The sequence below is a fragment of the Sulfidibacter corallicola genome, from assembly GCF_017498545.1.
GTDB classification, from domain to species: Bacteria; Acidobacteriota; Holophagae; order Acanthopleuribacterales; family Acanthopleuribacteraceae; genus Sulfidibacter; species Sulfidibacter corallicola.
This window is the reverse complement of the sequence record NZ_CP071793.1, coordinates 2,490,939-2,516,457: the sequence shown is the minus strand read 5'-3', so window position 1 is coordinate 2,516,457 and position 25,519 is coordinate 2,490,939. Positions and strand designations below refer to the sequence as shown.

Annotated in this window: 3 protein-coding genes; all 3 read right to left on the bottom strand. The window is 66.6% G+C overall.

Going from position 1 to position 25,519, the window contains the following annotated elements; all coding sequences use genetic code 11:
* Nucleotides 1–200: 200 nt before the first annotated feature.
* The 3 genes from J3U87_RS07275 to J3U87_RS07265 all read right to left on the bottom strand — a co-directional run bounded on the left by J3U87_RS07275 (nucleotide 201) and on the right by J3U87_RS07265 (nucleotide 25,489).
* Entirely contained in the window at nucleotides 201–19,184 is an 18,984-nt protein-coding gene (locus J3U87_RS07275) for a non-ribosomal peptide synthase/polyketide synthase (RefSeq protein ID WP_237382374.1), read from the bottom strand.
* A gap of 111 nt (nucleotides 19,185–19,295) precedes the next feature.
* Complete coding sequence (locus tag J3U87_RS07270) at nucleotides 19,296–23,279, bottom strand: non-ribosomal peptide synthetase (RefSeq protein ID WP_237382373.1); 3,984 nt, start codon at nucleotides 23,277–23,279, stop codon at nucleotides 19,296–19,298.
* Between the two features lie 1,454 nt (nucleotides 23,280–24,733).
* A complete protein-coding gene (locus tag J3U87_RS07265) occupies nucleotides 24,734–25,489 on the bottom strand; it encodes a hypothetical protein (protein ID WP_237382372.1) in 756 nt (251 codons plus the stop codon).
* Nucleotides 25,490–25,519 lie beyond the last annotated feature (30 nt).

The following is a 25,519-nucleotide window of genomic DNA, read 5'->3' as shown; positions in this document are numbered from 1 at the left end:
GGCCACCTCACCTACAGGCGTTACGACCCTCTTAGGGATGCGGGGACTCCGCGAACTCCGTGCCTTCGGTGGTGAAAAAACCCTCAACCAAGCCATGCTCGCCCGAAGACGCAACCTCCACCTACCGCGGACTCTGCGCCCTCGGTGGTAGAAAAAAATTCCTCACCCAAGCCATGCTCGCCTGAAGATCAACCCTCCACCTATCGCCTGCGCCGCCCACCGCGGGCCGCCTTGCGCGCCTCGGCCCGAGCCGCCACCCGAGCCGACTTGGCCTTGTCGCGACCGGACAGGTAGGCCGCCAGCGCCGCGATCGTCGTGTGCTCGAACAGCTTGACGATGGGTAGTGGCTCGCCGAATTCGGCCTTCAGGCGGCCGTGAATCTCGATTAGGCTGAAACTGTTCCCGCCGATGTCGAAGAACGCGTCGTGCACCCCGACCGAATCCAGCTCCAGGACCGCCTTCCAGATGTCGGCCACCGTGCGTTCTGCCCCCGTCGCGGGTTGGGTCGTTGTCTTCGGCGCCTGGGGCCGCGCCGGCATGGGTAACGCGGCCCGATCCAGCTTACCGTTGGCGTTGAGCGGAAAGGCGTCGAGGAACAGGAACGCCTCCGGCACCATGTGCTCCGGGAGTCGCTCCCGCAGCCAAAGACCGAGTGCGTCGGCCTCGGTGGCTTGCGACGTGATGACGTAGGCCGCGAGTCGGGTCCGGCCATCGCCGGCGTGGGCGACCACCGCCGCCTCCTGGACCGCGGCGTGGTCGGCCAACACGGCCGCCACTTCGCCGGGCTCCACCCGGAACCCCCGCACCTTGACCTGATCGTCGAAGCGCCCCTGAAAGTGCAGCAGTCCCGCTTCGTCCCAGACGCAGCGGTCACCCGTGCGGTAAAGCCGTGCCCCGGCTTCGAGCCCCGCTTCGGGCGGTGCGGGCACGAAGGCCTGGGCTGTCAGCGCCGCCCGCCCCAGGTACCCGTTCGCCAGGTTGGCGCCGCCCAGGTAGAGTTCGCCGGCCACGCCCGTCGGCACCGGTTGGCCGTGGCCATCCAGCACCAGGCACCGCGTGTCGGCGATCGGCGTCCCGATGGCGGGCAGATCCGGCAGGGACGGGTCGGAGCCCCGCATCGACTGGGCCGTCACCACGTGGGTTTCCGAGGGTCCGTACTGGTTGTGCAGGACCAGGTTCGGATTCGCCTGCAGGGTGTCGCGCAGGCGGGTGTCCAACCGCAGCCGTTCCCCGGAAGTCACGATGTGGCGCAGACAGTCCGGAACGTTCCGGTTCTCGCGGAAAAACAGCGACAGCGGCGTGTAGGGCATGGTCATCAACTGGATTTGATGGCGTTCGATACAGTCGGCGATGCCGGCCATGTCCAGGCGCTCCAGGGTCGACAGCGCGTAGAGGGTGCCGCCCGAATACAGCGTGAACAGCATTTCCTGAACCGCCACGTCGAAGCCCAGTGCCGCGAAACCCAGGCCGCGCAGGTTCGGCCCCATGACCGACAATTGCCAAGCCATCAGGTTCTCCAGGCAGGCGTGAGTGCCCACCACCGCTTTCGGCTTGCCGGTGCTGCCGGAAGTGTAGATCAGATAGGCCGGCAGGTGCGGTGCCGGAACCACGTCCAGGAAGGACACCGGATCCGGTGGCGGCTCGTCCGAAACCGCGAGACACGGCAGGTCCCCGAAGACGTCGCGATCGGCAGGCCGCGCCAACACCGCGCTCGGTTGTGTTTCGGCCAGGAATTGCCGTTTGCGAAGGGCCGGATCGTGCGGATCCAGGTAGGCATGGGTCGCCCCCAGGCGCAGGACGGCCAGCAGGCACACCGCGACCGGCGCCTCGCGGGGCAGGCAGGTGATCACGCGATCGCCGACCCCGACACCCTCCGCCCTCAATGCCGCGGCTAACGCGGCGCTCCAACCATCCACTTGGGCGTAGGTCCACCGCATCCCGCCGACATCGAGAGCCGTCCGCTCGGGATGCGCCGCCACCCGTCGCGCGAAAGCCTGCAACAACGTGGGCCGCGGATCCACGGGCGGATCTTGGCGACCAAGACGCAGCAATCGGGACCGCTCCACCGCCGGCATGATCGGCAGCAGGTCCAGTTTCTGGTCCGGTTGGTGGATGACGGCGTCCAACAGGGTCTCCAGATGTCCGAACATCCGTTCGATGCGATGCGCCTCGAACAGATCCCCATTGAACTCCAGCTCCAGGTGAAGCCCTTCGTCCGCCTGCCAGAAATTGAACAACATATCGAACTTCGCCGTGCGGAACGCGAAGGGGAAGCCGGTGACGGTGGGGCCGCCCAGGTCCGGTAGGTCCAACTCGGCATTCTGCATCACCAGCATCACGTCGAACAGCACGGGGCGACTGGTGTCGCGAACCAGGGCCAGATCGTCCACCAGGCGCTCGAACGGATAGAGCTGGTGGTCGAGCATGTCCAGCGTGGCCGCGGCCGTCTGTTGCAGCAGCGCCGCGAAGGACATCTGCCCGTGAAAGGCGTCGCGGAGCGGCAGGGTATTCACCAGGCAGCCGACCAGGCCTTCGAGCCGGGGATGGGGTCGTGCCGCCACCGGAGTGCCGATCACGAAGTCGGATTGTCCGCTGTAACGGTAGAGCAGGGCCTTGATCGCGGCCAGCAGGAGGATGAAGAGGCTCGCGCCGTGCCCGTGAGCCAAGCGTTCGAGACGGGTGGCCGTCTCGGGCGGAAAGACGGTTTGGCGGCGGTCGCCGCGATAGCTGCGTACGGCTGGACGCGGGTGATCCAGCGGCAACTCCAGTCGCGACGGCGGCGGTGTCAGGCGCGCCAACCAGAACGATCGCTGGGCCTGAATCCGCGCGCTCTCCAGCAAGGCGGCCTGCCACACCGAAAAGGTGGTGATCTGCATGGGCGTGTCGTCCAGTCCGTGGCGAATGCCGGCGTCATGGAAGCGGTAGAAGGCCGCCAGTTCCCGCACGATCAGGCCGATGCTCCAGCCGTCACCGGCGGCGTGGTGAAGATTGAGGTACAGGACGTGGTGACGTTCCGATTCGCTGAAGAGCGCGGCCCGAAAGGGGGGTTCGCTCGCCAGGGAGAACGGCCGATGGGCATCGCGTTCACACCAGGCGCGCACTTCGTCGAACCAATCGCCGGTCTCTTCGCATGGTGCCAACTCGGGCTTCGATAGGGTGAACCGAGATTCCGGAAGCACTCGTTGGTGGAGCCGGCCTTCCTCGTAACGCAGTACGCAACGCAAACCCTGGTGACGGGCGACCAGCGCCTCGAGGGCCGAGACCATCGCGGCTTCGTTCAGGGCGCCGTCGATCGCCAACGCATGCGGCATGTTGTAGGCAATCGACTGTCCTTCGATTTGCGAGAGGAACCACATGCGGCGCTGCGCGTGCGAAACCGGCACCTCCACGTGCGTTTCCGCCACCGGGGACGGGAGCGGCACGCCAAGCATCTCGTTCGTCTCCGGCGTCGAGCGGCACAGGCTCGCGATGCGATCGGTCAGGAACGCCACCGTCGGCGTGGCGAAGAAGTCGCGCAGGGCGATCTCCACGCCCAGCTCGGCGTGGATCCGGTTGGTGACGCGGGCGGCCGCCAGGCTGTGACCGCCCCGTTCGAAAAAGTCGTCGTGGATGCCCACCGGCCTGGTGTCGAGCACGGCTTCCCACATGCGAGCCACCCGCCGTTCCGTCTCGTTGCGCGGCGGGGCGAAGGGAGCCTCGGCCCGAGTCTCGGGCTCTGGTAGGCGCCGCCGGTCGAGTTTGCCGTTGGGCGTCAACGGCAGTTGCTTCAGGCGCACGAAATGACTCGGCACCATGTAGGTGGGCAACCGCGAGGTCAGCCACTCGCGGGGATCGGGAACCAGTTCGGCCGAGGCATCGTGGGCCTGGACATAGGCGACCAGGATCGGACCGGCCCCGCTACCACGGGCCACGACCGCCGCGTCGGCCAGCAAAGGATGTGCGGCCAAGGCGGCGCGGATCTCACCGGGTTCGATGCGGTACCCGCGGATCTTGACCTGCTGATCGGCGCGGCCGCGGTGGATCAGGGCGCCGTTCGGTCGAAGCACGGCCAGGTCACCCGAGCGGTAGAGCCGTTGGCCCGGCCGCGTCGCGAAGGGATTGGGCTGGAAACGCTCGGCCGTCAGTCCTGGCCGGTTCAGGTAGCCGCGCGCCACGCCTTCACCGGCGATCATCAGCTCTCCTGGCAGACCCGGCGGCTGCAGGCGCAACGCCGCATCGCACACGTAGGCCGCCAGATGCGGCAGGGCTCGACCCACGTCGCCCCGCTCGCTTCCGGCATCGAGTTCGCGAAACGTCACGTGGACACAGGTTTCCGTGATGCCGTACATGTTGACGAAGCGGGTCCGGCCCTCGGGATGACGGGCCATCCAGGCGTGAACCGTGGAGACCTCCAGCGCCTCGCCACCGAACACCACGTAGCGCGGCACGTCCGCATCCGGCAAGGGCGCCCGTGCTTCGGCGGCCAGCAACTGACCGAAGGCCGAGGGCGTTTGACTGAGCACCGTCACACGCTCCGTGCGCAGCAATTCCAGGAATCGGGCCGGCGTGCGACCCAGCCAATAGGGCACGATCACCAGGCGACCGCCGTAGGCCAGGGCGCCCCAGATTTCCCACACCGAGAAGTCGAAGCTGTAGGCGTGGAACAGCGTCCACACATCGCGTTCGTCGAAGTCGAAGCGACGTTCGGCCGCGGCGAAGAGCTGCAGTACCTGACGATGCGCGACCATGACGCCTTTGGGCGCCCCGCTGGAACCGGAGGTGTAGATGACATAGGCCAGGTGATCGGGAGAAAGCGCCGGGCTCGGTGGCGAATCCGGCAAAGGAGCCCAAATGATCTCGTCAGCCAAGTCCAGCGTCGGCCAGTCGCCTTCTGGGAGGTCGCTGCGTTCGAGCCCGTGGTGTAGGAGCAGGACCGGCCGCGCGTCGCCCATCATGGCCTGCAACCGGGGACGCGGTTGCCGTGGATCCAGCGGAAGATAGGCGCCGCCGGCCTTGAGCACCGCCAAGATCCCGACAAGTGTTTCGAACGATGGCTCCAACATCAGGGCCACCAGGGTTTCGGGGCCCACTCGGAGGCGCCGCAGGTGATGGGCGAGCCGGTTGGCGCGGGCCTCCAACTGGCCGTACGTCATCCGCGCACCGTCCAGGGACAGCGCGATCCGGTCGGGATGGCGCGCGGCCTGGCGTTCGAACATCTGGTGGATGCCGGCACAAGGCGACGGCAGGGGCTCCGGTGTTCCGGCGAGGGCGACCAGCCGCTGTCGCTCGTCCTCGGTGATCATCGGCATCCGCGCCGGTGTGATCAGCGGGTCGGCCGTCATGGCCCGCAACATCGTCACGTAGTGGTGCGCCAGGCGTGCCATGGTTTCGGCGGTAAACAGGTCGCTGCAGTATTCCAGGCAGCCGTGAAGGCGCCCGTCCGTTTCGACCAGGGTCAGGGTGAGGTCGAACTTCGCCGTTTCGTGGGGCAGCGACGCGGATTCCCACGCCAGGTCCGGCCATCGCCCTTCGGAAACAACGGGTCCCTGGAAGGCGAACATCACGTCGAACAGGGGTTGACGGCTGCGATCGCGCTCTGGCTGAAGCATCTCGACCAGCGCCTCGAACGGCACGTCGCGATGGTCGAAGGCCTCCAGAACGACGCACCGCAGCCGGTGCAGGAAGAGGCGTACCGGTTCGGCGGGATCGAACTCGGCGCGTATCACCAGGGTGTTGACGAAAAAGCCGATCAAGCCGGCGAGCTCTTCGCGATCGCGGTTGGCGACGGGGGTTCCGATATGGGGCGCTCGCCCACCGCAATAGCGCGCCAGCGACAAATGAAAGGCGCCCAGGAGCACCACGTAGGGCGTCACGCCCTCGGCTTGGGCCAAACGCTGGACGGCGGCCGAATCGGCTTCGTCCAGATCGAAGAGGTGGCTGGCGCCGCGGTAGCTGAACACCTCGGGTCGGGCATGATCGCAGGGGAGCCTCGGTGGATCGGCATCGGCGAGTTGGGCTCGCCAATAGCGCACTTGGGCTTCCAATTCCCCACTTCGGAGGAGCTGATCCTGACGAACCGCGTAATCGCGATACTGCACGGGCAACGGTGGCAAATCCGGTCGACGACCGGCACGGTGGGCGCTGTAACAGGCAGTCAACTCTTCGAGCAGGGGTGTCATCGACCATCCGTCGGTGGCGATGTGGTGGAAGCAGAGCAGGAGCGACCAGCGATTCGCATCCTCGCGGACGAGGTCGATGCGGAAGGGATGCGCGCGCGCCAAATCGAACGGTTCTTCGGCGTGCTGGGCTTGCAGGGACAGCGCCTGTGCCGGTGCGTGGCGCAGGTCGTGTTTTCGGATCGGCGGCGGCGTGGGCGGATCGATGCGTTGAACGGGTTCGTCGCCGTCGGCGAGGAATCGGGTACGCAGGATGTGATGACGCGCCACGACCTCGGTCAGGGCCGCCGCCAAGGCGCCTTCGTCCAGGTAGCCTTTCAACCGCAACAGGACGGGCACGTGATAGGCCGTGCAGCCGGGATCCAAGCGGGCCAGCAACCAAATGCGGCGTTGCGCCGGCGAGAGCGGGTAGTGTTCCCGATCGGGAACGGCCGTGTAGGGCAGGTAACGTGCCGGTCGGCCCTGGCGCAGCCGCTGGGCGAAGGCCGCCACGGTCGGGGCCTCGAACAGGTCCACCAGGGCGACCTCCTGCCGGAGGTCCTTGCGCAGGGCCGCCACCAGTTGCATCGCCTTGAGGCTGTGCCCGCCGAGTGCGAAAAAGTCGTCATCGATGGACATCTCGTCGCGGCCCAGGATGCGGGACCAGTGCGCGGCCAGTTGGCGTTCCAGCGGGTCGCGCGGCAGTCTGCCGGGGCGCTCGGAACGTGGCCTGGAGGGGGATCGAACCGGGCGGGGCAGTGCGCCCGGATCCAGTTTGCCACTGGGTAGGCGGGGCAGGCTGGGAAGGAACTCGAGAAAAGCGGGCATCATGAATGCCGGCAGGCGGTCGCTCAGGGCCTGGCGGATCGCTTCCGCGGCCTTCGGTTGCGGTCCCACCACGTACGACGCCAGTTCCGTGGTGTCGCCGATGCGAAGGCCCACCGTGGCCGCCTCGCGCACGCCGGGCAGGCTGCGCAGGATTTGGCTCACCTCGTCCGGCTCCACGCGGTAACCGCGGATCTTGACCTGCCGATCGTTGCGTCCGAGGAAGGAGATCCGACCGTCCTCTTCCAGACGGCCCAAATCGCCACTGCGGTAGATGCGGTCGCCCGGGCCGCCGAAGGGGTCGGGCAGGAACCGCGCGGCCGTCTGGCCGGGATCGCCGTGGTAGCCGCGCGCCAGATTGGCGCCGGCCAGATAGATTTCGCCTACCACGCCCGCCGGCACCGGCTGCAAATGCGCATCCAACAGGTAGGCCGCGCTGCCGTCGATCGGTCGGCCGATCGGAGCCGCTTCGGGATCCTCGACCGTGATGTCGCACGCGGTGACCACATGGGTTTCGGATGGGCCGTATTGATTGTGCAGCACCACTTCGGGATGGCGGCTCAGGAAGCCGGTGAGGCCGGCGGTTCGGCGCAGGGCCTCGCCGGATGTGCAGAGGAAGCGCAGAGCGGGGAAGGTCACATCCAAATCTTCGTCGCCGAAAAGCAGGTCGAGCGCGCTGAAGGGCATGGTGATCATCTGGATGTGATGTTTCAGCAGAAGGGAAGTCAGCCCGGCCAGATCGCGTCGCCGGTCTTCCGAGACCACGTACAGGCAGCCGCCACCGCAAAGCGTGAAGAGCATTTCCTGGATGGACACGTCGAAGCCGAGCGGCGCGTAGGCCGCGACCCGCAATCCAGAACCAAGTTCCCGTCGCTGCCAAGCCACCAGATGGTTCAAACAGCGATGGGTGCAGGCCACACCCTTGGGCACGCCGGTGGAGCCGGAAGTGTAGATCAGGTAGGCCAACCGGTCGGGAGCGAGGGCCGGGGTCGCGGCGTCGTCCGATGGCGGTGGATCGATGGGCGAGAGTACGGCCAGGTCGACGGGAGACCTGGCCGGCCGTTCCAGTGCCAGCAGCAGCTTGCAGCGCGAGTGCCGCACCGTGTGGGCAAGTCGTTCACGCGGGTAGGTGGGATCCAGCGGCAGGTAGACCCCACCGGCGCGCAATATCGCCAAAAGTGCGACGGGTACCCATTCGCCGCGAGGCAAGGCGACGCCGACCACGTCCTCGGGACCGATACCGTGTTGACGCAGCAGGGCCGCCAGGTCTCGGCTCAGCGCGTCCAGGCGGCCATAGGAAAGCTGCCGATCCCCGAACACCACCGCGGTTTCCGATGCATTGCGCGACACCTGATCGGCGAACACGCCGAGAACGTCGCACGGGTCCTCCCGTTCCCGGCGCCGATCGCAGGCCGCCAAGAGCGCGCGCCGTTGGGGCGGGGGCAGGAGCGGCAGGCGATCCACGGGAAGGTCGAGGGCGCGGGGTGCCGCCTGGGCCAAGTGGCGGAACTGTTCGGCAAAGCGCCGCATCCTCGCGTGACCCAGGTGTTCGGCGTACTCCAGCGTCACCAGTAGGCCATCCTCGCACTGTTGGAAAAAGAAGGTCAGGTCGCATTTGGCAATGTCGAACGCCAGGGGGAACGGAGTCGTCCTCAGCCCTTCGAACCCGAATCGCTCGGCTTCGCGTTCTTGCATCACGATCATGGCCTGAAACACCGGCGATCGGCTCAGGTCGCGGGCCGCACCCAGCTCGTCGACCAACCGATCGAAGGGGTAGTCGCGATGGGAAAAGGCCGCCTCGATGTCGCGTGCCACCTGGTCCAGCAACGCTTCGAGTCGGGTTTCTCCCTGGACGTGGCTGCGCAGCACCAGTGTGTTCAGGTACAGGCCCACCTGGTTCTCCAGATCCAACCGGTCACGTCCGGAAACCGGCATCCCGACGAGAACGTGGTCCTGCCCCGTGTGGCGTTTCAGCATGATCGCGGCGAGGGCGGCCAACACCATGTACAGGGTGTTGCCTCGTCTCCTGGCCAAGGTCGCCAAGGCGTCGGCAAGCTCCGGTTCCCACAACAGGCGGTGGTGGCTGCCGACGAAGGCTTGGCGTGGCGGCCGTGGGCGATCGGCGGGCAGTTCGAGAACGGGCAAGTCGCCGGCGAGTCGCTTCAGCCAATAGTCGCGATGCTTGTTCTGGGCCGATGTATCCAGCGATGACAGCGCGTGGGCGGTGAAGTCGCGGTACTGACGGGTCAGCGTCGGTAACCTCGGTTCGGACCCCTCCTTGTGGGCGCGATAGGCCGCACCCAGTTCGCGAACCAGGACGCCCATGCTCCACTCGTCGCACACGATGTGGTGCATGTTGGCGAGCAACAGGTGATGTTGCGGCGCCAAACGCAGCAGGGACAGGCGGATCAGCGGGCCGGTCGTCAAATCGAAGGGGCGATGGGCCTCCTGTCGCGTGATGTCGGCGGCACGGGCGCGTGGGTCCGCATCTTGGGACAAATCGATCAACGGGAGGGGCATCTTCAAGGTCGGCTGAATGCGTTGGCGCGGTTCGCCGTCGACTTCGCAAAAGGTGGTGCGCAAGCTCTCGTGGCGCGCGATCACGGTTACGAAGGCTCGTTCCAGTGCGGACCTGTCGAGCGGGCCCTCGAGCGAAAAGGCGCCCGGCATGTTGTAGGCCACGGGGTCCAGACGATCGAGAATCCACATGCGGCGTTGGGCATGCGAGACCGGGTAGTGTTCGGCCTGTGGAAGCCGGGCCACTTCCGCGACGGCCGCGACGTTGCGCGTTTGAAGCAACCGGGCCTGCTGGGCGATGGTCGGGGTCCCGAGGATCTCGTTCAGGCCCAGTTCCAGGCCCAGGTCGGCGTGGACCCGAGCCGAGAGGCGGATGGCTTTCAGGCTGTGGCCACCCAAGCGGAAGAAGTCGTCGTGGATGCCGATGACTTCGCATTCCAGGACGTCCCGCCAAATCGCAACCAGGCTTCGCTCCAAGTCGTTGCGGGGCGGCACGATGTCGATCGCGGTGCGCTCGGGCGTGGGGAGGGCCTCGCGGTTCAGCTTGCCGGTGGCGGTCAACGGCAATGCCGGCAAGGAGACGAACACCGAGGGAAGCATGTATCGCGGGAGACGCGCCGCAAGGAGGTCGCGCAACACCTGCACTTCGGCCGGATGGTCCAGGTCCAGATCCGCGCCATCGCCGGTCGGCACCAGGTAGGCCGCCAAACAGCAGTCGCCGGCGCCGTCCTCGTGAAGCTTGGCCGCGGCCACGGCGACGCCCGGCAGCCGGCGCAACGCTTCTTCGACCTCGCCCAACTCGATGCGGAACCCGCGCAGCTTGACCTGGGCATCGCGTCGGCCGAGAAAGACCAGGCGTCCATCCGTCCGACAGCAGGCCAGATCACCGGTCCGGTAGAGGCGGGCACCGGCTCGGAAGGGGTGCGGCACGAACGATTCGGCCGTGGCGGCGGGTTGGTTCAGGTAGCCGCGAGCCAGGCCGGCACCGCCGAGCCAGAGTTCACCGGCCGCGCCTTCGGGTACCAATCGGCCGAATCGGTCCATCAGGAACGCTTCCAGATTGGCGTAGGGTTCGCCGATCGGCAAGGGTCCGTCCCGGTTCGCGTCCGACGGGGCGATCCGGCACCCGACCGCGTCCACACAGGACTCGGTAGGTCCGTAGGCATTGGCCAATCGAGGACCTTCGGCGAAGCGGCGCGCCAATGAGGCCGGCAGCGCCTCGCCGCCACTGATCACGAGCGCCAGTTCGGGATTCCATCCGCCGTATTCGAGGATCGCGGCCAGCATACCGGGCGTGCCGTCGACCATATGCACGCGATTGCGTTTCAGAAAGGCCGAGGCCAGTCGCGCATCGGCAAGTTCTTCCTCGCGAGCGATATGCACCTCGTGGCCGAAGGCGAGTGGGGCGAAGATCATGGGGACCGAGGCATCGAAGATGGTGGCGCTGAAGCTGGACACGCGCAGCACCGGGTGCTGGGAAAGGCTGCCGAAGAAGCGGTGGCGGTAGTTTTCCAGCAGGTTGACCAGGGCGGCGTGGGCCACCACGACCCCTTTCGGCCGACCGGTGGAACCGGACGTGAAGATCACGTAGGCGGCCTGTTGGGGGTGCCATGCCACGTGGGGAGGGTAGTCGGGGAATGCCTGCGCCTGGGACAGGCACAGGGCGGCCGGCCCGGCGATGCGTCGCGCTTTTTCGGTTTGATCGGGTTCGTGCAACAGGACGTGGCAGTCCGCTTCCCGCCATAGCCTGCGCAGGTGGGGCTCCGTTGCCGTGGGGTCCAACGGCACGTAGGCGGCCCCGCTCTGCAACACGGCCAGGAGCGCGACGGGCAGGTCACGGCCGCGTGCGACCATGACACCCACGCGTCGTTCCGGGCCGACGCCTCGGGACTGAAGCGCGTGGGTCAGGCGGTTGGCTCGGGCCTTCAAATCGGCGTAGCTGAGATTGCCGTCGTGGGCCACGACCGCGGTTCGGTTCGGCGTCGCCGTCACCTGGCGTTCGATGTAGCGCACCACGTGGGCCTCGGGAGGCAACGCCAGACGTTCACCCTGCGCGGCTGCGCGCAGGCGGGCCAATTCGCCGGGCGCATGGACCGGCAGCAGGGCCAGGCTCGCGTCGTTGCCCGCGACCACCGCTTCGGCCAAGGCCGTCAATTGGGCGGCAAACGACCGAATGCGTCCCGCGTCGAACAGCCGACAGTTGTATTCGATGGCCCCCGTGAAGTGCGTGCCGGCATCCTCGAAGGCGAACGTCAGGTCGAACTTGCCGGCCGGCACCTCCGTTTCCCGCTGCAGCACGCGCAGGCCGGGAAGTTCCAGGGCCGTCTCGCGGGGATCTTCGAACGATACGACCACGTCGAAAAGCGGCGCGCGCCCGGGATCGCGTTCTCCGGGAAGCTCCGCCACCAGCAAATCGAAGGGATAGGCCTGGTGGGCATAGGCTTCGGCGGCGTTGTCGCGCGCGGAGATCAGCAGATGCGAAAAATCGGATCCGGGTTCGAGCCGATCCCGCAGGGCCAACATGTTGACGTAAAAGCCCACCTGGCCGTCCAGGTCGGCGTGATCGCGGCCCGCGACCGGGACGCCGATGACGAGATCGGTTTGACCGGTGTGGCGGAAGAGCAGTACCTTGACCAGTGCCTGGAGCAGAATGAACGAGCTGGCCTGGTGGTCACGGGCGTATGTTCGCAGTTGTCGGGTCAGGGCTGGATCGAACTTCAGCGGAACCCGTGCGCCATCGAATCGGGGGGTGGCGCTGCGGGGTTGATCGGTGGGGAGGTCCAGGGCCGCGGGCGGGGAGTCGAACCGCGCGAGCCAGAACCGGCGGCTCTCGTCGAGGAACCCTTTCTCCAGGCGGTCGTTCTGCCAGGCGGCGTAGTCCTTGTAGTGGATGGCGAGCGGTGCACCGTCGCGGGGTTCACGGTAGAAGCGAAACAGTTCGCGCGTCATGATGCGCAGCGACCAACCGTCGCACACGATGTGGTGGAGGCACACGAAGAGCAGGTGCCGCTGGTCGGCGAGTTTCACCAGGGCGGCGCGCATCAGCGGGCCGGCGGCCAGGTCGAAAGCGGTCGTGGCATCGCGGCGCGCCAACGCCATGGCCTGGGCCTCGGCGTCCTCGCGGTGGCTCAGGTCGAGGCGGGTCATGGAGAACCGGTCGGGTGGGAGCAGTCGCTGGCGTGGTTGGCCGTCGCGCACCGCGATCACCGTTCGAAGCGCTTCGTGGCGGGCGAACAGGGTTTGCAGTCCGGCCTCCAGGGCATCCGCATCGAGCTGGCCTTCGAGAGTAAAAGCGCCTGGCATATTGTAGGTTATGGCTGCGTCTGCCATGCGGTCCAACACCCAGAGACGCTGCTGGGCGTGAGACAGCGGGTAGTCCGCCGCCGAGGCGATCGCCGGAATCGCCGCCTGGGTTTCGATCGGTGTACGCCGGCGCAGGCGATCGACGAGGTCCGCCAGCACGGGGCGTTCGAAGATGTCGCGCATTTCGAGATGACATCCCAGCTTTTCCCGGGCCAGGGCGGCCACGCGCATGGCCGAGAGACTCTGGCCGCCGAGTTCGAAGAAATCACTTTCCCGGCCGATGGGTTCGTGGTGCAACACGGTCGCCCAGATCTCCGCCAAGACCGATTCCAACCGATCTCGCGGGGGCTGATGTGCCGCACGGGTGGATCTAACCGGAGCGGGTAGGGCTGCCGTGTCGATCTTCCCGTTGGCGGTCAGCGGCATGGCGGCGAGCGGCACCAGGTAGGCGGGTACCATGTAATCCGGCAGGATTGCGGCGAGTGAGACCTTGAGACGCGGGATCTCGGCACCGTCGGGCGTGGTGTAGTAGGCGATCAGTTCCTTGTTTCCCGAGGGAGTGGCACGGGCGACGACGACCGCGGCTTCGACCCCTGGCTGCTCGCCCAGCCGGCGCCGCACCTCGCCCACCTCGACCCGGTTCCCCCGGATCTTCACTTGGGCGTCGCGACGTCCGACGAAGTGCAGCAGGCCCTCGCGGTCCCAACGTCCGAAGTCCCCGCTGCGGTACATGCGGGCCCCCGGCTCGTCGGCGAAGGGGTCGGGCAGCCAGGAGGCGGCGGTCTGTGCGGGACGTTGGTGGTAACCCCGTCCCGGTGGCACCCCGCCGATACAGATTTCACCTTCGACGCCGACCGGTACCGCGCGAAGCCGATGGTCGAGCGAGTAGATTCGGGTGCCACTCAGGGGGCGGCCCAGCGGCACGCCTTGGGTGAGGTCCTCATTGGGTCGCACGGAGTGGGTGGTCACCATGACCGAGCATTCGCAGGGGCCGTAATCGTTGTGGAACTTGTAACGCCGCGCGAAATGGGCGACCAAGGCGGGATTCGGCGCTTCCCCGCCGCTGCCCAATACCTCGAGGCTGGGGATGTCGTGCGCCTTCAGCAGCGTGAGGTACGCGGGCGGCACGAACAGGTGGGTGGCGCCGTGGCGTTGGAGAAGTGCGGCGAAGCGATGCGGATCCTCGCGGTCGGCCGCGGGGACGCAGAGACTGGCGCCGCCGGCCAGAAGCGGCGAGAACAGGGTGAGCTGGGCGGCATCGAACGAGATCGAAAAAAATTGGGGGTAGACGCTGTGGCGGTCGAGCCGAAGATGGTGCACGCGTGCCAACAGGACGTTGGCGAAGCCGCGGTGGGTTTGGATGGCGGCCTTGGGCCGACCGGTGGTGCCGGACGTGTAGATCAGGAAGGCGGCCATGTTCGGATCGCGTGGGATGACCGGGAGGGTCGCGCATGCCGAGATCGATTCGAGTCGGATGATCGGGCGGTCCACCAGGTCGCTCGCTCGGTCGAAAAGGTTGGCGCCGGCGACGATCGCGCGCAGGCCGGCATCGCGTGCCATGAACGAGAGCCGTTCGGTGGGGTAGTCGGGATCGAGCGGCACGTAGGCGGCGCCTGCCTTGAGAATGCCCAGCGAACCGATGGCCTGCGCTTGGTTTCGTTCGCACATCAGGCCGATGCGGTCTTCGGGGAGCACGCCGAGTCGCTCGACCAGGGCTTGGGCGAGTCCGTTGGCCAGCCGGTCCAAGCTCCGGTAGTCGAGATGGGCCTCGCCATCGATCACCGCCACCGCATCGGGATGCGCGACCGCCGTCGCCTCCAAGAGATCGACCACGGTTCGGCCGTCGCCATGACTGGGGCCACCGTTCGCGAATGCCTGGGCAGGCGCGGGGTTGCGCTCCGGGCTGTCGCGGCATTCGTCGTTTCGTGCATCGGGCTCCTTCCCGGCCGAGGAGATTCCCGATTCGGGGGCCGACAGGTTCAGTTCGCGGAGCGGAGCGTCGGGATGGGTGACGGCGGCCCGAGCCAGGTTTTGAACGTCGCGCGCCATGCGTTCAATTCGGTCGCTGTCGAAGCGCCCGACGCGGTAGGTCAGGGTGAATACCAACTCGCCCGTCTGGGGATCGGGGGTCGCCACGAAACTCAGGTCCAGCTTTGCGACCGGGGCCAGGACGGGTTGCAGCCGGCAATCGAGATCGGGCAGGTGCAGGTCGTGCTGGGGATTGGGCTCGAAGGCGACCAGCACATCGAAGAACGGCGTGCGCCCGGGTTCGGGAAGGGCGCCGAGTTCCTCGGCCAATCGCTCCAGTGGGGGAGGCGGGTGTTCCAGGGCTTCCGCGATGGCATTGGCTTCGGCGGCCAGCATCTCCCGGAAACTGACGTCGTCCCGAACGGTACTTCGCAGGACGAGCGTCGTCACGAAAAAGCCGATCGCGTCGGCGGCGAACGCGTGATCGCGTCCGATGTAGGGCGTGCCGATGGTCACCTCGCGGTGTCGAGTAGCGCGGAAGAGTAGCATCTTCATCAGGGTGGCGATGGCGGCGAAGGGGCCGCCGCGCGCTTCGTAGGCCAGCAGGCCGAGGGCCTCGACGGTGGTGGCTTCCAATCGGAAATGGACGTGGTCGCCACGAAAATCGGGATTCGGCGAAGCAGGGCGATCGGCGGGCAGGGGCGGGCGGGACAGGTCGGCGAGCCGCCTGCGCCAGTAGTCGATGCCGATATCGATGCGGGCGACCGTCTCGCCGTGGGGATCGTGGATCGGTTGCTCGCGCCAACGGGGCGCGGGCGCGAGGGTCTCCTCCTGGCCGCGACGGGCCGCCGCGTAGAGGTGGGAGAGTTCGCGGAAGAAGATCTCGATCGAGCGGCCGTCGCAGACGATGTGGTGGAAGACTACCAACAGCAGATGGTGATTTTCGGCGAGGTGGAACAGATCGGCGCGGAAGGGCGCCTCGGTCTCGAGATCGAAGGGTGCCATGGCGGCGCGCTCGGCCCGCGTGTGGGCTTCGGCCTCGGGGTCGGTCGCCCGAGTCAGGTCGTGAAGCGTCACGGGTGTCACCCGGTCCGTGATGTGCTGAAAGGCCCGGCCCTCCCGTTCCTCGATGCGAATCCGCAGGGCCTCGTGCCGGTCCTGGAGACGCTCGATGGCCTGGCTCAGCGCCGCGAGATCCAAGGGGCCGCGCAAGTCGAGGGTTCCCGGCATGTGGTAGGTGCACGAATCGGGATGCAGCTTCTGGTGAAACCACAGGTGGTTTTGACCGGTGGTCAGCGGAAAGCGGTGGCCTTGGGCAACCGGGGCTTCGGGTCTCGCCCGTGCCCGGTCCTTCTGCGCCAGGATCTGGGCGAGGGCCGCCAGATCGGGGCTCAGCAAAATGTCGCGAACCCGGAGGTCGCGGCCCAGCTCGATCCGGACCCGAGCGGCCAGGCGAACCGCGGTCAGGCTTTGGCCGCCCAAGTCGACGAAGTTGTCGTCCATGCCGATCCGGTTCACGCCCAAAACCCCGCGACAAAGCCGGAGCAGATGGGACTCGAGGGCGGTGCGCGGCGGCGTCGGGGCTTCGTTCGAGGTGGCTGCGGGATCCAGATCCAGGTCCGCCAACATCGAGGCGAGCTGGATGCGGTTGGTCTTGCCGGAAGTCGTGAGCGGCAGGGCGGGCAGGGGCACATAGTGCGCCGGGGTCATGACGGGCGGCAGCAGGCGGCGGACGTGGGCGCGAAGACGCTCCGCCGTCACGGGTCGGTCCGAGACATAAAACGCACACAGGCGTTTCTCCCGACCGCGCTGGACGGGGAGCACCGCCGCGGTGTCCAGATCCGGATGGCGGCGGAGCACGTCTTCGATCTCTTCGGGCTCGATGCGCTGCCCGTTGATTTTCAGTTGGTGGTCGATGCGACCCAGAAACTCCAGGGTTCCGTCGGGGAAACGGCGCACAAGGTCGCCGCTGCGGTACATGCGGGCGCCCAAGGGATCCGCCTCGAAGGGATCCGGTACGAACGATGTCGCGGTTCGCTTGGGGCGATGGTCGTAACCCCGGCACACGCCGGCGCCGCCGATCACCAGTTCACCCGCGACGCCCTTGGGCACGGGTCGCAACAAGGGGTCCAACACGTAGAGGCGGGTACCGTCGACGGGCTGGCCCAGGTGGATGGTTTCGCCCGACCCGAACGCCTCGGCGGAGCAACCGATGGTGGCTTCGGTGGGGCCGTATTGGTTGATGAGTCGCACGCCGGGAAACCGGGCCAGCGCATCTTCGAGGATCGCCGGGGTCAGCGCTTCACCGGTGCTGAAGATGCGGGTGATGCGCGGGTTGGTCAGGTCGAGGCCGGCCAGGACCTCCAGGTGCGACGGGGTCAGATCGAGCACATCCGCCGGGTTGGGGTGTTCGCAGACCCAACGCAGCGCGGCGATGTTGTCGAGCTCCGCCGGTGGTGCGGTCAGGGTACCGCCGCCCATCAAGGAAAGGATCACCGAACCGAGGCGGGCATCGAACGTCAGGGAACCGTGGAGGATGTCGTTGAAGGCGCCACCGTGTTCGCGAACCAGTCGCAGGCCCCATCGCAGGTAGTTCCCCAGGTTGGCCAGCGAAATGCGACAACACTTGGGTTCGCCCGTGGAACCGCTGGTGAACAGCAGGTAGGCGGTATGGACGAGATCTACTGTTGGCGGCGGCTGGACCAGTGCGGCGAGTGGCGCCCACAGCGAATCCACCGGGACCGAATGGACCCCGGGCAATCGTTCCTCGCCATGGGCATCGTCCACGAGCAACAGTCGGCAACCGGCCGCGGCCAGCAAGCGACGGCGCCGTTCGGGTGGGTGATCGGGGTCCAAGGGAAGCAACACCGCGCCGGCTTTGAAGATGCCCATGATTCCGGCGATCTGGGGGTAGCCACGCAGGCACAGCAACCCGATCGGGACCTCCGGCCCAGCCGCGAGGTGGTCGATCAGGCGGCGGGCGATGGCGTCGCTGTCCCGATCCAGCGCTCGGTAGCTCCGGGTTCGACCCTCTTGCCACAGGACGGGCTTGTCGGGTTGGGTACGGGCCACCTGGCGGAAATGGGTGACCGGGTGCAGCGGGTCGGCAAGCCGGATGTCGCGGTTCCACGCCCGTTCGCGAGCGGCGAGTTCGTCCAGCGGAAGCAGGGCGGGGGCATCGACCGCCTGGCCGGGGTCCTCGAGAAAGCGATCGAGGAGATGCAGCATGCCCTCGCCGAGGTCCGCGATGAACCCCGCCGGAAAGGCCTCCCGCTGGTAGTCGAATTCCAGGCGGAGCGAGCCGGTCTCGTCGAAATCCCGCACGTGCAGGGTGAGCGGTTCGCGCTGTGCCACGGGCGGGAGCTGGTGCACCGCGTGACTGGCCTGGACCGGGTGTTCGTCGTAGCGATGGCGCTGGTAGGAGAGACTGAATTGGAACAGGTTCCGACTGGGGGCGTCCGCGCCCGACAACGCGCCCAGGGGGAAGGCCTGGTGGCGGTAGCTGCGGCGCAGGTCGGCGGCGATGCAGCCCAGCAGTTCGGCGAAGGTGGTCCCGGCTGGAAGGCGCAGGGCCAGGGGTTTTTCGCTGGTGAAGAGGCCCGGGGTGCGTTTGGCGATCGCGGAGGTCCGGTTGAGCACGGGCAAGCCGAGGGTCAGGGCGCGGCACCGGAAGGCCCGCGCGAGATACACGCCGTAGATGGCGACCAGGGCCTGGAAGGGCGTGGCCCCCTGTGCGCGGGCCATGACGGCCAGTCGATCCCAATGCGCCCGGTCCAGGTCGCGGTGGTGCCGGGCCGCCTGCAAATCGCGCACTTCGGGCAGGTCCACCGGCTCGGGCAGCGCCATCAAGGTCTTGCGCCAGAATGCTCGGTCTCTTTCGTAGCGGGTGGAGCGCCGGTACTTGGCCTCGACGGCCAAGCTCGCCAGAAATGCGGGGGGTGCCGCCACCGGTGCTTCTCCGGCGCAGCACCGGTTGTAGTTGGCGATCAACTGGGCCATGACCCGGTACCAGCCCCAGCCGTCGGCGATCAGGTGGTGGAACACGAAGTACCAATAATGTATCTCCGGCTCCAGCCGGTAGAGGGAGAAACGCACGGGTGGGTGGTCCGGCTCGAAGGGACGTGCCTGGTCCTCCATCATTGTGTCGTGGGCCCGCTGGGCGGGGTCGTCCTGGGCACTGAAGTCGTGCAGATCCAGCGCTGGTTCGACCCCCGCGATCGGTCGTTGGCGGGGATGCTGCCCGTCGAACGCGAACACCAACTGCAAGGCATCCACCTGGGCGACGGTGATTGCCAAGGCGCGGCGCAACTTCGCGATGTCGAGCGGGCCGCGGAACGCGATGTACCCCGCGATGTGGTAGGGAACGGTGCTGCCGTAGAACTGCTGGTCCAACCACAGATCTCGCTGGTTTCCGGAGAGTTCGAAGAAAGGTGACACTTGGGGGTACCTCGTCGGGTGGGGTCGTGGGCGTCGCGGTGAAGGTCTGGTGTCGTTTCCCATGTCGGGGAGCCGAGGTACGGGCGTCGCGGGGGCTCGGTGGTGCCCGCTTCACCCCATGATCGCCGCGAGGAGGGCGGACGTGGCCGTCAACGCCTCGCCTTGCAGCATGCCGTCGTGGGCCCCGTCACCGCGGTGCTCGCGGAAGGTCCCGGTCGTCGCCGCGGCCCAGGCGGCGCGGGCGGGGTCGCGTCCGGGATCGGGTTCGCCCGAGCGAATGTAGTCGATGGGTGCCGCCACCTGGCCCTGGTCTCGACCGCGATGGTGATGCAGGTAGAAGGCTCCGGGTGTCTTGCGGATCAATCCCTGGAGATATGGCTCCTCGGCGTAGGGCCCCATCACCGGATCGGACCGCAGTTGGCGCTCCAGATCCACCAAGAAGGCCGCTCGCCGTTCCAGGATGTCGTGCTCGTTGGGCGCCGGCCCCTTGCGGTAGAGGCTGTCGATCAACACCAGGCATTCGAGGGTGCGGCCCCGGGCTTCCAGCACGCCCGCCGTTTCGAAGGCCAGGTTGCCGCCGGCCGAGTAACCCATGAGTTTCAGCGGGCCGGTGGGCTGGATCGCCTCGATGTGGTCCGCGTAGCGCTCGGCCGGATCGGGCACGTTTGTGAAGTCGAAGCCATACAGGGACAGGTCGGGTAGACGTTCGGCCAGCGGGCGGTAGACCATGGCGAAGCCGAGCATCGGCGGAAACGCGAAGACTTTGCTGCGGCCGGTGTGGTGGAGCAGGGCCGGGCCGGATCCGGTGCGGAGCAGGTGCCAATCGCCGAGGCGATCCAACGTCTCGGCCAGGCGGCGGATGGTGCGCGTTTGGAAGAGCAACGCGAGCGGCACCTCGCGACCCGAATCGCGATGCAGGCGCGCGACGATTTCGGCCGCTTTCAGACTGTGACCTCCCAGCTCGAAGAAATCGTCGTCGATGCCGACAGTCGGATGTCCCAGCACCTGCGCCCAGGTTTGGACCAGCAGTTTCTCCGTTTCGCCGCGCGGGGCGACCGGCGTCTTGGAGATGGGCTGGGTGGCTACGGCGGTTTCGGACAATTGCCGCCGATCGATCTTGCCGCCGGCGGTTTGCGGCAGGGCCGTCAGGCACACGAATGCCGTGGGAACCATGAAATCGGGAAGGTAGCCCAGCAGGTGGGCTCGCAAGGATTCGGTCGAGATGGCGGCCGCCGATTGCACGAAACCGATCAATTCGCCGCGTTTGGCGAGTACCGCGGCGTCTTCGACGGCTGGCAGGAGCCGGAGCGTTGCTTCGACCTCCTCCGGTTCGACGCGGTTGCCGCGAATCTTGATCTGGCGGTCCACCCGGCCGAGGATGGTGAAGCCGTGGGCCGGATCGAACCGGGCGCGGTCGCCCGTGCGGAACAGGCGGGTGCCGTTGCCGTTCGGGTCGGGAATGAAGCGTTCGGCCGTGGCACCGGGACGACCGGCATAGCCGCGCGCCAGAGCCGGACCGGACAGGTACAGCTCGCCGACGGCACCGGGCGGAAGTGGGTTCAGGTGGCCGTCCAGCAGGTGGAGGGCCACGCCGCCCTGGCTGAAGCCAACCGGCACGGTGTCGATCCAGGCCGCGGTTTCGGTGATCGGAAAGCCGGCGGACCCGGTGGCCTCGGTCAGGCCGTAGTTGTTGATCGGGGTGCAGTTCGGCAGCAGTCGTCGGCAGGTATGTGCCAGATCCGCGGGTAACGGCTCCCCCTGGAGAATCAGCAGTCGAAGCGCGGCCAGTTCTCGGTCCAGTTCCGGTCGCGCGAGCAGCAGGCGCAGGAGGGGCGGCACCATTTGGGTGCGTCGAACGCGATGGGCCGCGAGCAGGGAGATCAGTTGTACGGGGTCCTTGCGGATCTCTTCGGGGGCGACGATCAGGGTTCCGCCGTGGTGTAGTGCCTGGAAGATTTCGGTCAGCGACTCGTTGACCGTCATCGGGGCGTGGAGCACATGGGGCTCGCCGATCTCCGGTGGAAGTTGGGCCGTGATCCAGGACAACCGGTGAAGCAGGCTCAAGTGGGTGCCCATCACGGCTTTGGGCTTGCCGGTCGATCCCGAAGTATGAAGGATGTAGGCCGCCTGGCGGGGATCCACGGTCGGCAAGGCCTGCGGGGTATCGTCCTCGGGGATTTCGTCGACGATCAGGATGGGAAGCCCGTCCCACCCCAGGTCGCGCGATCCGGCCGTGACCAACACCATCGCCGCGCGCGATTCGGCGAGCACGGCCTGGCGACGCGGCTGCGGGAAATCGGCGGCGATCGGCACGTAGGTCGCGCCGGCCTTCAACACGCCCAGCAGCGCGGCGATCCCTTCGGGACTGGGATCGATACACACCGCGACGCCGGTTTCGGCGGTGATGCCCCGATGCAACAACCGACCGGCGATGGCCGAGGCGTGGCGATCCAGCTCGTCGTAGCTCCAAGCGCGCCCCTCGCAAGAGACGGCCACCGTATCCGCCGACCGAGCGGATTGCGCTTCGAAACGGCCGTGGAGCGTCTCGCTGGTCGACACGTCGGCACGGGAGACTTCGCGCGTGGGGTGGCCCATCGGGTTCCAGCTCTTGGGGATCAACTGCGCGGCGATCGGACCCATCAGGGGGAACCCGTCGATCGGCCGATCCGGCTCCGACAAACATGCCTGGCAAAGATACCGAAAGGTGTCGGTGAGGTATTCCATGGTTTCTGGTTTGTAGATGTCCGAGGCGTATTCGAGAAAGCAGGTGACTTCGTCGGTGCCCTCCATGAAAATCAGTTGGAGGTCCATCGGGGAGATCTCGCGATCGGCGTAATAGCCCTCGATGCGAAACGGCGGCGCCTCGTCGTGCAGTTTGGCGGCTTCCGTGTTGAGCCCGGCGGCGCTCACATACACGAACCCCAATTGGGCCAGGGGCATGCGGCTGGGATCACGGTCGGGCTTGACCCGCTCCACGATGGACGAGAAGGGCACTCGCTTGTGTTTCAGGCCGCCGAGCACGGTGGTTCGCGTCTCGGCCAGCAATTGGGTGAAGCTCATGCCTGGCGTGACCCTGCCGCGGAACGGCACGTAGTTGAGAAAATAACCGATGACGTGCGTCATTTCGCGGTGTTCGCGATGGGAGGCGGGCACCGCGATCAGCAGGTCCGCCAAGCCCGCGTACCGGTAGAACAGGGCATAGGATGCCGCCAGCAGGGTCATCAGCGAGGTCGTGCCCGCGCGCCGGTTGAGGGCGCGCAGCGCCTGGGTCGTGTCCCTGCCGAGCGTGAAGAAGACGCGGTTGCCGCGGTAGCTGAACACCTCGGGGCGGGGATAGTCGCCCGGCACATCGGCGACCGTGGGGGCCCCTGCCAGGGTCCGGTGCCACCATTCCAGTTGCTCCCGGAACACGTCGCTTTCCAGCCAGCGATTCCGCCACAATCCGTAGTCGACGTATTGGCGGGTGAGCGGCGGGAGGGAGACGGGCTTGTTGCGTTTCAGCCCCCAGTAGATGGCGATCAGCTCGCGAAAAAAGATGTTGTAGGAAATCGCATCGGTGATCGAGTGGTGCATGACCGGCACGAAGAGATGCCCTTCCTCGGCGACCCGAATGATGACGAAGCGAACGATGGGGCCTTGCTCCAGGTCGAAGGGGCGGTTGATGAGGCGGGCCGCTTCTTTTTCGGCGGCCCGTTCCCGATGTTCCGGCGGCACGTGGCGGACATCGACCCATTCGATGGTGGGGTCCGGATCGTCGGCGATGTCCACGTGGGGCACGCCGTCGACGATCGGATAGCGGGCGCGCAGCATTTCCTGGCGCCGAACCAGTTGCCGATAGGCGGTTTCGAGCACGGCGTGGTCCAGGGGGCCGAACAGGCGCTGGCCGTTGCCGATGTTGTAGGGCACCGCATGGGCGTCGATCTGTTGGAAAAACCAAAGTGCGGCCTGATCGGCGCAGGCCGGCCAGGGACCGGGACCGGTTCGCGGGGGAATGGTGTCGTCGGCCTGTGCCTCGAGCCGCTTTTCGCGGGCCCGCAGCAACAGTTGGCGTTGTTGCGGGGTGAGCGCGGCAACACGTTCTGCCAGTGTTTTCACGAGGAGTTCCTTGTGAAAGCATTTTCAGCTTTTCATAAATTTCCACGAGAGGGGAGGAGTAGGTAGGGATTATAACCCCGCTTCGGTTTTTTCACCACCGAGTCGCGGATCAGGCCGGGCTGACTACTCGGCGCGATCGAAGTCGGCAATGATCGGATCGTCAAAAAGCGGAGGCCCCACCACAAGCCCGGCAAAACCTCCTCGAAGGGCGAAACCTCGAAGAGCCCGCAAGCCGAGAGTGGCGAAATGGCTGTTGGTTGGTCAGGGGCGGTAAGCCCGCCGGGCCGACATTTCTTGGCGAAATTTCCGAATATTCGTCATCTCATTTCTTTAGCTTTACCTTCATGTTTTACGAATTTAGCTTCATTTAAGAGCCACAGACCAGCGGGTATATCCAGCCCGATTTCGAGAAAGATTCAATGTGGGCGAGCTGTATCGTAGAGCCCGCATGTGCGTAAGATGTGTGAAGCCTGTAGGTTGAGCAGCCTGCTCAACCAATCGAAGCGACCTGGCATGGATAGAAATCAATCATCGAGAGATTCAGAGGCCCGCCTTATCTGCTTCGCTCTTTTGCCAATCGATCTTGCGGAGCGTGGGCTGCTTCGAAGTGTCGGGCTGGCAGCCCTTCGGGACGTGGCCAACCTGCCGTGGCCAACCGGGCGTGCCCAATCTGCCGTGGCCAATCTGCCGCGACGACGCCTCTTTCGCGATGCTGGGAGTATGGACGGTGCGGCTTCGGTGGTTCGCGTCGCGGGGAACGACTTGCTTCGCACTTAGGCGTAACGGGTTGTAGCTGCTTGGGTTGCTTCGACTGGTGGAGCAGGCTGCTCCACCTACAGGCCTGACGCCCCTCTCTCGATGCGGGGACTTCTCGCCCAAATCACTTCGAAGTGTCGGCCCGGCGGCCATACCGGCCGTGCCCAACCTACCGCGACGACGCCTTTTTCGCGATGCTGGGACTATGGACAGTGCGGCTTCGGTGGTTCGCGTCGAGGGGAACCTCTTGCTTCGCACTTAGGCGTAACGGGTTGTAGCTGCTTGGGTTGCTTCGACTGGTGGAGCAGGCTGCTCCACCCACAGGCCTGACGCCGCTTTCTCGATGCGGGGACTTCTCGCCCAAATCACTTCGAAGTGTCGGGCTGGCAGCCCAACCTACCGCGATGACGCCGCTCTCTCGATGCTGGGAGTATGGACGATGCGGCTTCGGTGGTTCGTGTCGAGGGAAACCTCTTGCTTCGCACTTAGGCGTAACGGGTTGTAGCTGCTTGGGTTGCTTCGACTGGTGGAGCAGGCTGCTCCACCTACAGGCCTGACGCCCCTCTCTCGATGCGGGGACCTCTCGCCCAAATCACTTCGAAGTGTCGGGCTGGCAGCCCAACCTACCGCGACGACGCCGCTCTCTCGGTGCGGGAACTTCCGGCACGAATCGCTTCGACGAGCTCGTTCGGCGCCCGTCACCCGAGCCGCAGGAACAGGTGGAGCGGGGTGGCCAGCAGGGGAAAGAAGGCGCCGTCGATCGAGTGCTTGCCGTCGACCGGCCAGGCCGCGTGGGCCAGGGCCATCCAGCCCAGGGTACTGAGGCCGCGCGTCCACCAGAGGGCCGCGATCGCCGCGGACAGGGCCAAGCCCCGCGCGATGGGGACCGTCGCCCGCGGCCACCGGATCGCCGTGCCGTTCATTCGGTTTGTCGCGTCGCGGACCCGGTCCTGGTAACCCGCCAGCAAGAAATTGGCGAGGCCCGTGGCGTAGAAGGCCACCACCAGTACCGTCTCGGCCGCCGGCTGGTTGCCCCAGATCAGGTAAGTGAAACAAAAGGCGCCCAGCATCTCCTTGACGAAGGGTGCATTGGGCAACAAACGCACGGTGACGGCCAGGTACAGGGCGCCGCCGATGCCCAGGACCAGCAGCCAGAGCCAGTCGCCGCCGCGGACGTAACCCAACTGGCTCAACCCGAATACGAAGATGGCGACGATGAACAGGCCGTTCATCCAGAGCGGGGAGAAGTGCCGTTCGGCCGTATTCGGCAACCGACGCCGTTCCAACCAGCGATCGGCGCCGTAGACCGTCAGGGTTCCGAAGAAGGCCATCGCGGTCGGGCGCACCTCGGGCATCGCGTTCGCGGCGAGTGCCGCTTCGATGCGGCACAACGCCATCACGATCGCGGGCCACAGCCCCCAGCAACGCAAACCGTTGAGCCAAGCTGTCGGCATCGATCAGCGGTCACCGACCCGGACGTCGAT